The sequence below is a fragment of the Cellulomonas jepli genome (genome assembly GCF_047229345.1).
Lineage (GTDB): Bacteria > Actinomycetota > Actinomycetes > Actinomycetales > Cellulomonadaceae > Cellulomonas_A.
This window is the reverse complement of the sequence record NZ_JBFTER010000120.1, coordinates 1-14,684: the sequence shown is the minus strand read 5'-3', so window position 1 is coordinate 14,684 and position 14,684 is coordinate 1. Positions and strand designations below refer to the sequence as shown.

At 77.3% G+C, this 14,684-nt stretch carries 13 protein-coding genes; 9 read left to right on the top strand and 4 right to left on the bottom strand.

Annotated features, from left to right (window positions below):
* Positions 1 to 159 precede the first annotated feature (159 nt).
* Positions 160 to 1,221 (top strand): PfkB family carbohydrate kinase, encoded by a 1,062-nt coding sequence (locus AB6N24_RS20345; protein ID WP_412871189.1) that lies wholly within the window; start codon positions 160 to 162, stop codon positions 1,219 to 1,221.
* A gap of 144 nt (positions 1,222 to 1,365) precedes the next feature.
* Here the strand turns inward: AB6N24_RS20345 and AB6N24_RS20340 are convergent, their stop codons facing one another.
* Positions 1,366 to 2,064 carry a DUF4386 domain-containing protein gene (locus tag AB6N24_RS20340; protein WP_412871188.1) on the bottom strand — a complete coding sequence of 233 codons (699 nt, stop codon included), beginning with the start codon at positions 2,062 to 2,064 and terminating at the stop codon, positions 1,366 to 1,368.
* 133 nt (positions 2,065 to 2,197) lie between these two features.
* Here AB6N24_RS20340 and AB6N24_RS20335 point away from each other — a divergent pair, with 133 nt between their 5' ends.
* The 7 genes from AB6N24_RS20335 to AB6N24_RS20305 all read left to right on the top strand — a co-directional run bounded on the left by AB6N24_RS20335 (position 2,198) and on the right by AB6N24_RS20305 (position 8,343).
* Positions 2,198 to 2,920: a TetR/AcrR family transcriptional regulator gene (locus AB6N24_RS20335; protein WP_412871187.1), complete on the top strand. Its 723-nt coding sequence runs from the start codon at positions 2,198 to 2,200 to the stop codon at positions 2,918 to 2,920.
* 170 nt (positions 2,921 to 3,090) lie between these two features.
* On the top strand, positions 3,091 to 3,936 hold the full coding sequence (locus AB6N24_RS20330; protein ID WP_412871186.1) for an SDR family oxidoreductase: 846 nt from the start codon (positions 3,091 to 3,093) through the stop codon (positions 3,934 to 3,936).
* Between the two features lie 114 nt (positions 3,937 to 4,050).
* The gene (locus AB6N24_RS20325) at positions 4,051 to 4,647 is read left to right on the top strand and encodes an RNA polymerase sigma factor (RefSeq protein ID WP_412871185.1); all 597 of its coding nucleotides are present in this window, start codon (positions 4,051 to 4,053) and stop codon (positions 4,645 to 4,647) included.
* A gap of 1 nt (position 4,648) precedes the next feature.
* Positions 4,649 to 5,821, top strand: a complete 1,173-nt coding sequence (locus AB6N24_RS20320; protein WP_412871184.1) for a TolB family protein — start codon at positions 4,649 to 4,651, stop codon at positions 5,819 to 5,821.
* Positions 5,822 to 5,965: 144 nt separating this feature from the next.
* Entirely contained in the window at positions 5,966 to 6,688 is a 723-nt protein-coding gene (locus AB6N24_RS20315; protein WP_412871183.1) for a class I SAM-dependent methyltransferase, read from the top strand.
* Positions 6,689 to 6,743: 55 nt separating this feature from the next.
* Positions 6,744 to 7,754: a DMT family transporter gene (locus AB6N24_RS20310; protein ID WP_412871182.1), complete on the top strand. Its 1,011-nt coding sequence runs from the start codon at positions 6,744 to 6,746 to the stop codon at positions 7,752 to 7,754.
* Between the two features lie 4 nt (positions 7,755 to 7,758).
* Positions 7,759 to 8,343, top strand: coding sequence for a GNAT family N-acetyltransferase (locus AB6N24_RS20305; protein ID WP_412871181.1), 585 nt, complete (start codon positions 7,759 to 7,761; stop codon positions 8,341 to 8,343).
* A 35-nt stretch (positions 8,344 to 8,378) separates the two neighbouring features.
* Here AB6N24_RS20305 and AB6N24_RS20300 read toward each other — a convergent pair whose 3' ends face one another.
* A complete protein-coding gene (locus tag AB6N24_RS20300; RefSeq protein WP_412871180.1) occupies positions 8,379 to 8,855 on the bottom strand; it encodes an HIT family protein in 477 nt (158 codons plus the stop codon).
* Positions 8,856 to 9,009: 154 nt separating this feature from the next.
* Positions 9,010 to 10,851, bottom strand: a complete 1,842-nt coding sequence (locus AB6N24_RS20295) for a M15 family metallopeptidase (protein WP_412871179.1) — start codon at positions 10,849 to 10,851, stop codon at positions 9,010 to 9,012.
* Between the two features lie 131 nt (positions 10,852 to 10,982).
* On the opposite strand from AB6N24_RS20295, the gene AB6N24_RS20290 reads away from it, so the two are divergent.
* A complete protein-coding gene (locus AB6N24_RS20290; RefSeq protein WP_412871178.1) occupies positions 10,983 to 14,132 on the top strand; it encodes a winged helix-turn-helix domain-containing protein in 3,150 nt (1,049 codons plus the stop codon).
* Here AB6N24_RS20290 and AB6N24_RS20285 read toward each other — a convergent pair.
* The coding region (locus AB6N24_RS20285) for an NADase-type glycan-binding domain-containing protein (RefSeq protein WP_412871177.1) at positions 14,053 to 14,684 on the bottom strand (632 nt) is incomplete at its 5' end. The genes AB6N24_RS20290 and AB6N24_RS20285 overlap by 80 nt on opposite strands.

Genomic DNA, 14,684 nt, shown 5'->3' with positions numbered 1-14,684 from the left:
CCCGGCGCGTTGCGTCCGGTGGCCGGCGCGTCGCGCTCGGCCGCCCGGCGCGTTGCGTCCGGTGGCCCGCCTGCGCGTCCGCGGGCAGCCTGGAGCCGACGACGTGCGCGGCGGTCCCGCGCTCTCCTGTCGTCTCGCACCGTCTCAGGGAGGTCGCCCGTGCCGGACGTGGTCGTGGTGGGTCAGGTCGCGCGCGACCTCGTGCTGGGCGTCGACGCGCTGCCCGACGCGGGCGGGTCCGCGGACGTGCGGCACCGGAGCGAGCTGCTGGGCGGCAAGGGGGCGAACCAGGCCGTCGGGTGCCGGCAGCTCGGGCTGTCCGTCGCGCTGGTGGGCGTCGTCGGCGACGACCACCCGGGCGCCGAGGTGCTGCGCGAGGCGGAGCGCGACGGGATCGACGTGAGCGGCGTCGTGCGGCGGCCGGGCGCGACGACCGCGCTGCTGCTCGACGTGGTGGAGCAGGCTCCGGACGGCGACGGCGACGGCGACGGCGAGGGCGACGGCGACGGCGAGGGCGACGGCGACGGCGAGGGTGACGGCGAGGGCGAGGGCGACGGCGAGGGCGACGGCGAGGGCGACGGCGGTGGCGGCGTGCGGCGGCTCCTGGAGGACGTGCCGGAGCCGGTGCTACTCCGGCGCGAGGACGTCGAGGCTGCGTCGGGGATCCTCGCGGATGCACGGATGGTGCTGGTCCAGCTCCAGCAGCCCGGGCCCGCGGTGCTCGCCGCGCTCGACGCCGCCCGCGCCGCGGGGGTGCCGGTGCTCGCCGACGGTGCCCCGGACGGCGACGACGTGCGCGACGCCGTCCTCCGGACCGCGCGCGTGCTCCGCGCGGACGACACCGAGGCGGGCCAGCTCGTCGGCCGGGAGCTGCGGTCGACCGACGACGCCGTCGCCGCCGCGCTCGAGCTGCGCGAGCGAGGGCCCGCGCTGGTCGCGCTGGCGTCGCCCGAGGGCGCGAACGTCGTCGCGTGGGACGGCGGGCACGTCGTGCTGCCGCTGATCGGCGGCGCACCCGCGGACCCCACCGGCGGGGGCGACGCGTTCGTCGCGGGGATGACCGCGGCGCTGCTGCGCGGCGAGGACCCGGAGACGGCCGGGTGGTGGGGCACGGCGGCGGCGGCGCTCACCGTGACGCACCTGGGCGGGCGGCCTGACCTCGACGTCGCGCAGGTGGAGGAGACCGTGCGGGACGCGCGGCGCGAGCACGGCGGGTCCTGACCGCTCCGCCCGTGCCGCCTGGCTCCGCCTGTGCTTCCCGTCGTGCCGGTGCCGGTGCCGGTGCCGGTGGCGGTGGCGCTGGTGGCCGGGGGCCAGGCCGAGGTGTCAGGCTCCGTGCCGCTCGGCACCTCGGCGCGGCCCTCGTCAGACCGTGACGGGCCGCCGCTCGCGCCCGGACGCCGCCGCGTCCTCGTCGAGCGTCACGGGCGAGCGGCGGAAGCCGCGCGTGATCAGGTACACGGCGAGGCAGATCTCCCACGAGAAGATCGGGACCGCGCCGAGCCCGGTGATCACCGACACCTGGTCGTACAGGCCGAACATCACACCCGCGTTCGTCGCGAAGACGAGCGGGCCGCCGACGAGCCCGAGCACCGCGATCGGCCGCGGCACCAGCCCGGATCGGAGGAGCAGCGCCGCGAGGACGACCGTGTTCGTCCCGCACACGAACCCGGGCCCGACGAGGAACGTCCAGTCGTGCAGCGCGACGAGGCCCTCGGCGAGGGCGACGGTCTCCGGGCCGGGCGCGCCGGCGAGCTGCTGCCGGACCGTGACGAGCGCGAGCAGCGGCACGACGCCGACCGTGATGACCGCGGCCTCGAGCGTGCGCAGGGCCGCGTAGCCGAGCGCCGCTCCCTCGTGCTGCCGCTTCACGACGGGGAACAGCGTCACCGCGGTGCCGATCACGGCGAGGGCCAGCACGACCTCGAGCAGCGAGCCGAGCAGCACCGGACCGTCGGCGCCCTCACCGGCGAGGAAGCGCTCGGGCTCACCGATGTCGCGGTAGAGCAGCACGGCGGTGATGGCGGTGACGTGCGTGACCAGGTACAGCACTCCGGCGGTCACGGCGGTTCTTCTGGACGCGGGCACGGTGACTCCTCAGTCGGAGGTGTACGGCGTACACCCTGATGTCGAGGAGGCTGGGCGTACGCTGTACACCCGTCAAGGGCGAGCACTCGTCCGGCGGAGAGGGGGCCTCGTGGCGGAGCAGACGGACGCGACGCGGCGCGAGCGCCTCGACCGGGACAGGGTCCTGCGGGCCGCGGTCGCGCTCGCGGACCAGGACGGCATCGACGCCGTGAGCATGCGGCGGCTCGCCCAGGTGCTCGGGGTCGTGCCGATGGCCCTCTACAAGCACGTGGCCCACAAGGACGCCCTGCTCGACGGCATGGTGGACGTGGTCCTCGGCGAGATCGACCCGCCCGACCCGACGGTCGGCTGGGCGGAGGCCGTCCGCGCACGCATCCTGTCCGCCCGCGAGGTCGTGCTCCGCCATCCCTGGGCGCGCCGGGTCATGGAGTCGCGGGCCGCGCCGACGCCCGTCGTGCTCGCGTACATGGACTCGACCATCGGGACGTTCCTCGCCGGCGGGCTGTCCGTCGACCTCGTGCACCACGCGATGCACGCCCTCGGCAGCCGGATCTTCGGGTTCACGCAGGAGCTCTACGACACCGCGCCCGGGCCCACGCCCGAGGAGCTCGCGGCGCTCGGCCCCGAGGCGCAGGCCGCGATGCAGCAGCTCGCGGCCATGTTCCCGAACGTCGTCACCGTGGCCATGAGCCGACCGCACGACCCCGGCAGCGTCGTCGGCCCCGGGTGCGACGACCGGTTCGAGTTCGAGTTCGGGCTCGACCTGCTCCTCGGCGGGGTCGAGCGGCTCCACCGGCGCGGCTGGTCGTCGAGCGGTGCGGTGCCGGCCTGAGCGCAGGGTCGACGCCTCGCGCCGCAGGGCGTCCGGACGCCGCTGCCGGTGCGCGGACGCCGCTGCCGGTGCGCGGACGCCGCCGTCCGCCCGCGGCTCCGGTTGCCGCGCGCGCGGAGCGGGGCTACCCAGGGGAGGGACGACGCCGTCGCACCGACCCGGGAGGAACGATGACCGAGACCGCCGGAAGCCCGACCCCCAGCCCCGCCGCGGACTCGGCGCCGTTCCCGCAGCGCGCGATCGTGACCGGCGCCGACTCCGGCATCGGGCGCGCCACCGCGGTCGCGCTCGCGGCCCCGGGGCGGCACGTCGGGATCACGTGGCACGCCGACGAGGCCGGCGCCGAGGCGACCGCCGAGGAGGTCCGCTCGCGCGGTGCCACGGCGCACGTCCGCCGGCTCGACCTGACCGACGCACCGTCGGGCGCCCGCGTCGTCGACGAGCTCGCCGACGCGATGGGCGGGGTCGACACCCTCGTCCTCAACGCCGGCACCGGCACGTCGACGCTGCTGCTCGACCTCACCTACGAGGACTGGCGCGAGGTCGTGTCCGTCGACCTCGACGGCGCGTTCTGCTGCCTGCAGGCGGCCGCACGCCACATGGTCCGGGCCGGCCGCGGGGGCCGGGTCGTCGCCGTCACGAGCGTGCACGAGCACGCGCCCCGGGTCGGCGCCGCGCCCTATTGCGCGGCCAAGGGCGGGCTCGGGCTGCTCGTCAAGGTCGCGGCGCTCGAGCTCGCGGAGCACGGCATCACCGTCAACGCGGTCGCGCCGGGCGAGATCGCGACCCCGATGACCGGCCAGGAGGACGAGGCGGTCGTCGACGGCAAGCATCGGCCCGGCATCCCCGTGGCGCGGCCCGGCGACGCGCGGGAGATCGCGGCCGTCGTGGCGTTCCTGTGCTCGCCCGACGCGGCCTACGTCAACGGCGCCTCCTGGGCGGTCGACGGCGGCATGCTCACGATGGGTCCGATGGCGGGCTCGCACCTGCGGTCCGACGACTGGCGGCGACCCTAGGCTCCGGACAGATCGGGCGGCCCGATGCAACGGTCCACCCGCGCCACCCGTTGACAGGGAGTACGCACCGCCGGACAGGCGACGATGCGGCGACCGGGAGCAACGGAGACGACCGTGGCCGGAGGAGCTCGTGACCAGGTGCTCGTGGACCTGGTGCGCGCCCGCGGCGAGGCCCTGACGCGCTACGCCTCCGTGTACACGGGTGACATGGCCGCGGCCCAGGACCTCGTGCAGGACGCACTGGTCAAGGTGTTCGTCCGCAGCCGGACGCGGTCGGAGCCGGAGGCGCTCGAGGCGTACGTCCGGCGCGTGATCGCGACGACCTACATCGACGGGTACCGGCGTCGTCGCACGTGGGACGGGTTCCGGCACCTCCTGGCGCGCCGTGACGACGAGGCGGCGCGCGACGACGCCGCCGCCGCGACGGACCGGCTCGACCTGCGGGCCGCGCTCGCGACGCTCGGGCGGCAGGAGCGGACCGCCGTCGTCCTGCGGTTCTACGACGACCTCACCGTGCCGCAGGTCGCCGAGGTCATGCAGGTCGCCGAGGGCACGGTCAAGCGGTACCTCAGCAACGCGCTGCACCGCCTCGAGGCCCGCCTCGGCACGCTCGACCCGCTCGGTGAGGACGAGCGCACGCTGCTCGTCACCCGCGAACCGCGACGTACCGCCGCACCCGTGCACGACCCGCGACGCACCTCGAGGAGCTGACATGGGCTACGACCTCCGCCGCGGCCTGCACGACCTCGGCGACCAGCCACCGCAGGGCGGTACGCCGCTCGACCCCGAGCGCGTGCTCGGCCGGGTCCGGCGCGCTCGGGCGGCCCGCGCCGCCGCGGTCGGCGTGACGAGCGCCGCCGCGGTCCTGGGCCTGACGCTCGCGGTGCAGGCCCTCCCGCTGACCGGCGACGACCCGCGCCCCGGGCCGGCCGCGACGAGCGAGCCGGTACCGAGCCCGACGCCGACCGCGACCGGGCAGCCGTCGCCCGCGCCCTCCGGGACGCCGAGCCCGACGGCCGAGTCAGCCGCGCCACCGGCCGTGCTGCCGCTCGTGGCCGTCACCGCCGACGGCGAGGTCGTGACGCTCGACCCCGCGACCGGGGAGCGGCTCACCACGCTGCACACCGGCGTCGACGTCGCCGACGGCATGGTGGACGTCACGATGGACCACGCGCGCGGTGTCGTCTACGTCGCACAGCGGCCGGCGGACGGGGCGGCGAAGGGCGAGATCCTGCGCATCCCGGTCGCCGGCGGCGCAGCGGAGCTCTTCCTCGCGCGGGCCTGGTCACCGCTGCTCAGCCCGGACGGGACCCTCCTCGCCGCGCACGCGTTGGACCCCACGACGAACGCGTCGTCGCTCGCGGTCGTGGACCTCGCGAGCGGGGACGTGCGGTACCTGCCTCAGGTGGACGACTACGCCGGACGCTGGCTGGAGCCGTACTCATGGTCGCCGGACGGCTCGACGCTCTACCTGAGCATCGGCGCCGAGGACTCCTCGGGCCTGCGGACGCTCCCGCTCGACGCGACGTCGCTCGACGAGGCCGGACTGATCGTGTCCGGCGAGGGCGAGGAGTGGGAGACCACCGTCCCGCTCGGGCCCGGCCTGCTCGCGGTCGCCGTGCGCGGCGAGGGGTGGGAGCCCGCGACCGAGACGTTCGGGCTGCGCCTGGTCGACCGGGCCTCCGGGGCACCGGTCGACGAGATCGACGGGATGCGCGGACGGTGGGCGCGGGACCTCGTCGCGACGAGCGACGGCGGGCTCGTGGTCCTCGCCGGGCGCTGGAGCGCACCGACCCCCGAGCTCACGTACGACGGGCTCTACCGGTGGGACGGCGCCGAGGGGCTGGTCCTGCTCGCCGAGGGGATCGTCGCGGTCGGCGGGTGACCGCAGCCGCTCCCACCCCGCACCGCGGGCCGGCGCCGCAGACGCGAACCACGCGACCGCAGCGCCGGCCGACCACGTCTGCACCGGCTTCCGGGGTGCGGGATCCCGGTGAGGGACCGCGCGCCGCGGAGCTACGTTCGGTGCGTGACCGACTACGACGCGCGGCTCGTCGCCCTCTACGACGAGGACAACCCGGACGGTCCCGACCACGACTGGTTCCGCGCCCTCGCGGACGAGGTCGGCGCCGCGGCGGTCCTCGACCTCGGCTGCGGGACGGGCCTGCTCACCGTCACGTTCGCCCGGCCCGGCCGCGCCGTCGTGGGCGTCGACCCGTCGCCGACGATGCTGGCGCACGCGCGGGCCCGCGCCGGGAGCGCAGACGTCCGCTGGGCGCAGGGCGACAGCCGGGACGTGCCCGACGCGCCGTACGACCTCGCGGTGATGAGCGGGAACGTCGCGCAGCACGTCCCCGACGGGGACTGGGAGCGCACGCTCGACGACCTCCGCCGTGCACTGCGACCGGGCGGCGTGCTCGCGTTCGAGAGCCGCAACCCGCGCGCCCGGGCCTGGGAGGGGTGGGCTGACGCAGCGCCGACGACCCGGCCGATCGCGCACGGCCCGCTCCGCGAGTGGTACGAGGTCGACGAGACCGCGCCCGGGCGGGTCGTGCTGACCGCGCACAACCGCTTCGAGGGCACCGGCGAGCACGTCGTGGAGACGGTGACCCTCGCCTTCCGCGAGCGCGCGACGCTCGAGCGGCAGCTCGACGACGCGGGGTTCACGGTCGAGGGTGTCTGGGCCGACTGGGTACGCACCCCGGCCGACGACGCCGCACCGCTCCTGGTGGTCGAGGCCCGACGCCGGTAGACGCGCCGTCCGGTCCCCGCCAGCCGTCCGGCCCGCGACGACCTAGGGTCGCGGCGTGACCGACGCGCGCCAGACGACGAGCCCCGACGACGAGCGGGCCGACCCCGCCCTGGCCCCGGCCGCGACCCCGGCGCCGGCCGCGTCCGGCGGGTGGCTCGGCAGCTACGCGCTCCTCGCGGTCATGTGGGGCTGCTCGTTCGCGTTCATCGCGCTCGCGCTCGACGCGCTGACCCCGATCCAGGTCGCGTTCTGGCGCATCGCGGTCGGTGCCGTGACGCTCCTGGTCATCGCGGCGGTCACCCGCACGCCGCTGCCGCGCGACGCCCGGACGCTCGGGCACCTGACGGTCCTCGCGCTGCTCGTCAACGCCGTCCCGTTCACGCTGTTCGCCCTCGGGCAGCAGTCCGTGTCCTCGGTGCTCGCGGGGATCATCAACGCCGCGACGCCGCTCATGACCCTGCTGTGGGTGGCCCTGTTCTTCCGCGCCGAGCGGCCCGGGCCGGCGCGGGCGTCGGGGCTCGTGCTCGGGTTCCTCGGGCTGCTCGTCGTCATGGGGGTCTGGCACGGGCTCGGGACCGGGCAGCTCGGCGGGGTGCTCGCGTGCGTCGGCGCGATCACGTGCTACGGCCTCGGCTTCCCCTACACCCGGAAGTTCCTCTCGGGCACGCCGCACCCGCCGGTCGCGCTGGCCGCGGGGCAGATCGGGATCGCCGCCGTCGTGATGACGCCCGTGGTGCTCGTGAGCGGCGTCGACCCCGTGGGCGACGTGACGACGGCGGTCCTCGTGGCGGTCCTCGCGCTCGGGGTGCTGAGCTCGGGCGTCGCGTTCATCCTCAACTTCCGGGTGATCGCCCGCGCCGGCACGACGACCGCGAGCTCGGTGACCTACCTGACGCCGGTCGTCGCCGCGGCCGTCGGCGTCCTGTTCCTCGGCGACCACGTGACCTGGAACCAGCCGGTCGGCGCGGTCGTCGTGCTGCTCGGCGTCGCGATCGCGCAGGGCCGGCTGGGTCGGCTGGGCCGAGGGCCCGCCGGGGCCGGGCGTCGGAGCCCGTCGCTACGGTGACGTGATGGGGATCGAGGTCGTTCCTGCGCAGGGCCGCTACGCCGACGCCGCGCTCGTCGTCGGCACGCAGAAGCCCGGCGCCGGCGCGTGCTGGTGCCAGAGCTACCGCGACGCACGGCTCTCCAACACCGAGCGTCCCGAGGCGCTGCGCCGGCAGTGCGCGGACGAGCCCGGTCCTGGCGTGCTCGTCTACGTGGACGACGAGGTCGCGGGCTGGTGCTCCGTGGCGCCCCGCAGCTCGTACCGGCGGCTGATGCGCTCGCGGACCATCCCGCTGCTCGACGACCCACGGGACCCGTGGAGCATCGTGTGCTTCGTGGTGCGCGCCGGGTTCCGCCGTCGCGGCCTCATGCACGTGCTGCTGGCCGGGGCCGTCGAGCACGCCGCCGCGCACGGCGCCGAGGTCGTCGAGGGGTACCCCGTCGAGACGGGCGGCACGCGGGTCGACGTCGTCTCGGGGTACGTCGGGACGGTCGAGCTGTTCGAGGCCGCGGGGTTCCACCGCGCCGCGCCGACGACCGCGCACAGCGGGCACCGCGAGCGCTGGCTCGTGCGCCGCGAGCTCACGGGCGCGACGCCCGGCGGGTGAGCGTCGCCCTCGCCGCGTGAGGCTCGCCGCCTGCGTCAGGTCCGTGACCCCGGAGCGACCTCCGTGCCCGCCGACGCGAGGGCGGCCCGGACCGCCTGCGCATCGAGGTCACGCAGCGCCTTCTCGCGCTCGTGGGTCTCGACCGCGAAGGGCGCCCCCACTCCGTCCCCGGGGTAGCGGGGGATGACGTGCAGGTGGAAGTGGAAGACCGTCTGGGAGGCGGCCTCACCGTCGCAGACGACGACGTTGATCCCCCGGCAGCCCAGGCTGGAGCGTCGCAGGGCCCGTGCCATGGCGTGACCGACCGACCACACGTGAGCGCTCGTGCGTCCGTCGAGGTCGTCGAAGCCCACGGCGTGCGCACGTGGCACCACGAGGAGGTGCCCCTGAGTCACGGGGTTCAGGTCCATCCAGACCACGACGGTCTCGTCCTCGAGGACCACGCTGGCGTCCGCCCGGCCCGCGACGATCGCGCAGAAGACGCACTCCCCGGACACCGCTCCCTCGGTCATGTGCGGTGATGGTTCCAGCGCGCCCCGGGGCGCGCAATGGAGCTCCGTCCCGAGGCCGGGTCTCTCGTGCTCCGCGACCTGCACCGTCGCCCGGTCGGCGGTGCGCGCACACCGGAGACTCCCCGGCGTCCGGGCCGCTCCGGCTCCCGGGTGACTACCCGCCGTCGGCCTCCGTGTCGGACGGCGGCGCGGTGAGCGCACCGGCGTCGGTCGGCCCCTCGGCCGGTGGAGCGTCGGCCGGCGGGGTCGCGTCGGCAGGTGCCTCCGCCGCTGGCTCCGGCGGTGGCTCCGACGGTGGCGCCGGGTCTACCGGCGGTCCGGGCGGCGGCGTCGGCTGCGTGGGCTCCGGGCTCCCGGGCGTGGGTGCCGGCCCCGGCGTCGGGGGTCCTCCGGGCGCCGGCACCGGACCGGGCGGCGCCACCGGGCCGGGGGCCGGTGCGACGGGCGCAGGTGCGGCAGGTGCCGGTGCCACGGGTGCCGGGGGCACGACGGGCGGGTCCTGGGGGCGCGCCGGGCGCAGCGCGCCGAACACGCCGCCGGTCGCGCCACCGAACTCCCAGTGCCACGGCTCCGCGGGGCCGACGCCGCCCGGGCCGGCCCACTTCGGGTGGTACCAGCCGTACTCGGTGGCGTGCGCCCTCATCCACAGGTACCCCGGCCGGTCGAACTGCCCCACCCCGCCGAGGCCCGCGAGGTCCACGGCGACGCCGCGCCCGTGGTTCGACCGCCCGGGCGTCGCCGCGAGGCCGGGCTTCGCCGCCTTGACCGCGACCTGCGCGGCGAACGTGCGGTAGCTGTCGGTCACGCGCAGCGGCTCCCCGAGGTCCCGCTGGTACGCGGCGGCGAGCCGGTCGAACGCCGCGGCCGCGTCGCAGCGCAGCAGCGCGCGGGGGTTCGACACGAGCGGGCACAGCGTGTGCAGCGGGATCGCGCCGTTCGGGTACGGGTCGCCCGACGGGTCGATGCCGCCCGGCAGGTACGTGCCCGACGACGCCGTCGCCGGTCCGGGGGCGCGCAGCGCAGCGGGGGCCTGGGCCGTCGCGAGCAGGGCGTCGAGCGCGTCGAGCCGTGCGGCGGCGTCGCTCGCGGCGGCCTCGACGACCGACCGCAGCAGCGCGACCCGCTCGGCGGCCACCTCGACCCGGCGCGTGAGCGCGGGGTACTGCGCCCGGCGCTCGAGCGTGTCGGGCGTGCCGGCGCGGGACTCGGGCGCCACCCTGGCCGGCTCGTCGTGGAGAGCCCCGCCGCCAGGAGCCGTGCCGCCCGGTGCCGTGCCGCCGAGCACCGTGCCATGGAGCCCTCTGCCGTCGAGCACCATGCCGTCGAGCCCGGTGCCGTCCAGCGCCGCGCGTCCCTCGCCCGCCCCGGCAGGAGCTGCCGCACCCGTGGGCGGGCTCTCCGCGTCGGACGCGACCGCGACCGCGCCGCCGCCCGACCCACGCACCGCGGCACGGCCGGCCCGCGTCCCCAGCAGGGCCGGCTCGGGAACCTCGGCCGTCGCCTGGAGCGTGCGCGCCAGGTGCGCGACCGCGGAGTCCAGCTGCGCGACCAGCTGCGGGTCGACCCCGGGGTACGCGTGCACGGACGCGCTGTCGACGGACGCGAGCGTCGCGAGAGCTGTCGCCCGGGCCCGCGCGTGCTCCGCCCTCGCGTGCGCGGCGCCCTGCGCGGAGAGCCGGGCGGCCTGCGCCTGCACGGACCGCGCGTCCGCCGGGCCGGCCCCTGCCCGGCGGGACTCCGCCGCGGCGGTCGAGCCCGACGGTCCTGCGCCGGCCTCCGCCGGGCTCGTGAGCCACGGCCAGCCGCCCCCGCCGAGCACGAGGACCACCAGCACGGCGAGCACGGCCGCGCGGACGCGTATGCCGGTGCGGGGCAGCCGGACCCGGCCCGCGAGGGCTGCGGAGCCCCGGACCGAGCGGGCCACCGCGGGTGAGGTGCGCCCCGGGCGCGGCGCGAGCGGCGGACGTGCGGGTCGGCGGCGCGCGACGTCGGTCATGGTGTGCCCCCCGGGCGGACGGGTGCGGCGGGTCGGCGCCGCGTGAACTTCCTTGACACCCCGGAGCGCCGACCAGACGATGAAGGATCGGGCGCGGTCGGCCCGCTCCTTCCGGGGGCGTGATGGGGGACGTGGGCACAGGGGGCACGACGCTCCCGCGGGCACGGCGGTCGGTGCCGCGGGTGGCCGGGGTGCGGCGCGCCCGGCTGCTCGCCGCGCTCGACCGCGTGCTCGTGACCCGGCTCGGCCTCGTCGTCGCGCCGCCCGGTGCGGGCAAGACGACTCTCATGGCGCACTGGGCGCACACCGTCGGGGCGGACGTCGCGTGGCTGCGCGTCGAGCGCGAGGACGAGGCGCCCGGCCGGCTCGTCGACCGGCTCGCCCAGGCGCTCGGCGAGGTCCTCGACCTGCCGTCGGGCACGTCCTCGCTCGACGAGCTCGCCGTGGCGATAGAGCGTCGCACCGCGCCGCTCGTGCTCGTCCTCGACGACGTGCACACGATCGCCGGCTCGCCCGCCGAGGCGGCGGTCGAGCGGCTGCTGCTGCTGGCCCCGGTGCACCTGCACGTCCTCATGGGATCGCGTCGGCGGCCCGGTTTCAACCTCGTGCGCTCCGAGCTCCCGACCGCCGTCCTGGTGACGGGCGAGGACCTCGCGATGCGCGCGCCGGAGGTCCAGCAGCTCTTCCGCGACGTCTACGCCGTGCCGCTCGGGGCGGACGACGCGGCGGCCCTCGCGCGGCGCACCGCGGGCTGGCCGGCGGGGCTCCACCTGTTCCACCTGGCGACCGCCGCCCTCGGGGCGACCGAGCGCCGGACCGCCGTCGGCGCGCTCGCCCAGCGGTCCCGGTACGCCGAGGAGTACCTCGCGCACGAGGTGCTGCAGACGCTGCCCGGGCAGCTGCGCCGCTTCCTGACCCGGACCTCGGTCCTCGAGACCCTGACGTCGGACCGCTGCGACGCGCTGCTCGGCACGCCCGGGGCCAGCCGGCGCCTGCTCAACGAGCTCGAGCGCCTGACGTCCGCCGTGACGCGTGACGGCGACGGGGTCCGGTTCCGCTGCCACGAGGCGCTGCGCCGCCACCTCGAGACCCAGCTCCGGGAGCAGCTCGGCTCGACCCAGGCGACCCGCTGGTGGCAGCAGGCGGCGCGGGTGTGCGAGCAGGACGGTGCGCCCGCCGAGGCGCTGCGGCTGCACGCGCTCGCCCGGGACTGGGACGCGGTGCGCCGGCTCCTGCGCGTCGGGGGCATGCCGCTCGTGCGGTCCGCCGGGGACGGCCTGGGCGACCTCCTGCCGGTGTGGCTCCAGGAGGACGACCCGTGGGCGTCGCTGGTGTTCGCGAGCCGGCTCCTCGACGACGGGACGCTCACGACCGCCGCGGCGGTCGCCGACCGGGCGCGCACCCGGCTCGTCGAGGACCCCGTCGGCTCGGCCTGGGCGGTCCGCGTCGCGGCCGCGGCGCGCACGTGGCTCCCGGGTGCCGGGCGGGAGCCCGCCCCGGAAGACTGGGTCGGTCTGCTGCGCGAGGCCACGCGGCGCGCGCCGCACGAGGCCGCCGGACGCGTCGGCCCGCTCGACGACGAGCACCGCGACCTCGTCCGCGGGCTCGCGCTCGTGCTGGCCGGGGACCTGGTGGAGGCGCGGCCGCTGCTCGAGGAGTGCGTGCAGCGGCCCCACACCGACGTGCGCACGAGCCTGACCGCCCGGCTCGCGCTCGCGACGCTCGACGCGCTCGGCGCCCCCGGCCCGCTGGCGGGGGCCGCGCTCGACCGGGTGGTGTCCCTCGCGGACGGGCACGGGCTCGGCTGGTGGGTGCGCGTCGCGCACGGGGTCGCGGTCGCGCTCGTCCCGACGCCGGGGGTCGAGGCGGAGAAGGTCGTGGACGGGCTCGTCGAGGAGGCCGACCGGCGCGGGGACCCCTGGGGGGCGGCCGTCGTCGCCTCGGCCGCCGTGGCCGCGCAGCTGCGCGCCGCCCGGCTGCGGCCCGCGCAGCTCGACCGGGGCCTCGACGAGCTCTGCACCCGCTGGCGTGCGCTGGACGCGGGCGTGCTCGAGGCCTGGGCGCGGTCGCTGCACGCCGTCGTCGCGGCCACGGGGGACCTCCCGAACGCCGAGCCGGCCGCCGAGTCGGCCGAGGCGTTCGCCCGCGCGGCCGGCGTCCCCGGCGCGCTGTGGGTCGCGTACGGTGCGCTCGCGCTGAGCCGGCCCGCCGAGCGCGACGAGCTCCTGGAGCTCGCTGCCGCGTCCGCGTCGGCGAGCGGGTTCGGGCCGCGGCCGGCGGGCTGGGAGACGGCGCTGCGGACCGTCCTGGACCCGCCGTCCGGCTCCGTCCCGGTGCGCCGGTCCGAGCCCGAGGGGCTCCCCGTCGTGGGGCTCGCCGTCGTGCGAGCGGTCCCCGAGCCCGTCGCGACCGGGCCGTTCGAGGTGCGGTGCTTCGAGGAGTTCCGGCTGCTCGTGTCCGGGGTGCCCGTCGGGCTGTCGCGGATCCGGCCGCGGGCACGCTCGCTGCTGCGGCTGCTCGCCCTGCACACCGGACGGCTCACGCACCGCGAGCAGCTCGCCGACACGCTGTGGGGCGAGCTGGACCCGTCTGCCGCGCTGCACGGGCTGCAGGTCGCGCTCTCGAGCCTGCGCGCGCTGCTCGGCCAGGCGGGCGTCACGACGGCCATCGTCGTGCGCGACGGCGACGCGTACGGGCTCGTGCTGCCCGAGGGCTCGACGTGCGACCTGCTCGTGTTCGACCGGGCGCTCGCCGCGGCGGCCCGGGACCGGTCGGGTGCGGGCGACCGGGACCGCGCGAGGCGCGAGCTGCGCGCCGCGCTCGACGTGTACACCGGCGAGCTCATGCCCGAGGAGGGGCCGGCGGAGTGGGTCGTCAGCGCGCGCGAGCAGTACCGGGTCCGCGCCGCGGAGGCGGCGGCGACGCTCGCCGCGCTCGAGCTCGCCCGCGGGGACGCGACCGCCGCGGCCTCGGCAGCGGCGCGCGGCGTCGAGATCGACCCCTACCGGGACGACGCGTGGCGCACGCTCATCGAGGCGAGCAGGCTCGCGGGCGACCACGCGACGGCCGGTCGCGCGCAGCGCCGGTACGACGAGGTGCTCGCGGGCCTCGGGCTGCCGCCGACGTCCGACGTGCCGGCCCCGGCGGTCCCGGCGGTCCCCGGCGGCTCGCGCGAGCCGGCTCCGTCCGACCGCGCGCACGTCAGGTCCTCCCCAGGAACTCGACCTCGCCCAGCGACACCGACGCGCCCTCGGGTACCGGGTACGCCGAGACCACCGTGACGCGCGCGGCGACCACGTCGTCGGCGCCGACCGGGAACTCCTGGCCGCCCGCGGTGTCCGCCAGCCGCAGCTGCTCGGTCGTCTGCGTGCCGTCGGCCTTGAGCAGCGTGAGGGCGACCTCCTCGGGGCGGCCCTCGGCGAGGAACTCCGGCTGCTGCGTCGAGGCACCGGAGAAGATCCGGACGTACGCGAGGCGGAACGGCTCGTCGAACCGCATCTCGAGGAACTCGCCGGTGCCCTCGCCGGGCTGGGCGGGCGTCCAGGACTGGTTCGTCGCGCCGTCCATCGCGGCCTCGGCGCCCCGTCCCTCGGCCTCGCTCGACGCCACGATCTCCGCGGGGTTGACCGGGCCGTTGCCGACGACACGGTCGACGACCGTGTCGTAGAGGTCCGAGAGCCGCTCGCGCTGCGACCACAGCCCGCCCACGAGCACGACGAGGACCGCGGGGACCACGACCCAGCGCGCGCGGAACGGGCGCCGGGGCGCTCGGGGCCGGGCGCCGGCGACGAGCTCGCGCGGGCGGCGCGTCGTCACGCGGGTCCACCAGGACG

Bases quoted from the DNA above. Each gene is read 5' to 3' on its own strand.
- AB6N24_RS20320 (WP_412871184.1), top strand. From the start codon at position 4,649: ATGGGCTACGACCTCCGCCGCGGCCTGCACGACCTCGGCGACCAGCCA.
- AB6N24_RS20330 (WP_412871186.1), top strand. From the start codon at position 3,091: ATGACCGAGACCGCCGGAAGCCCGACCCCCAGCCCCGCCGCGGACTCG.
- AB6N24_RS20300 (WP_412871180.1), bottom strand. From the start codon at position 8,855: ATGACCGAGGGAGCGGTGTCCGGGGAGTGCGTCTTCTGCGCGATCGTC.
- AB6N24_RS20295 (WP_412871179.1), bottom strand. From the start codon at position 10,851: ATGACCGACGTCGCGCGCCGCCGACCCGCACGTCCGCCGCTCGCGCCG.
- AB6N24_RS20305 (WP_412871181.1), top strand. From the start codon at position 7,759: ATGGGGATCGAGGTCGTTCCTGCGCAGGGCCGCTACGCCGACGCCGCG.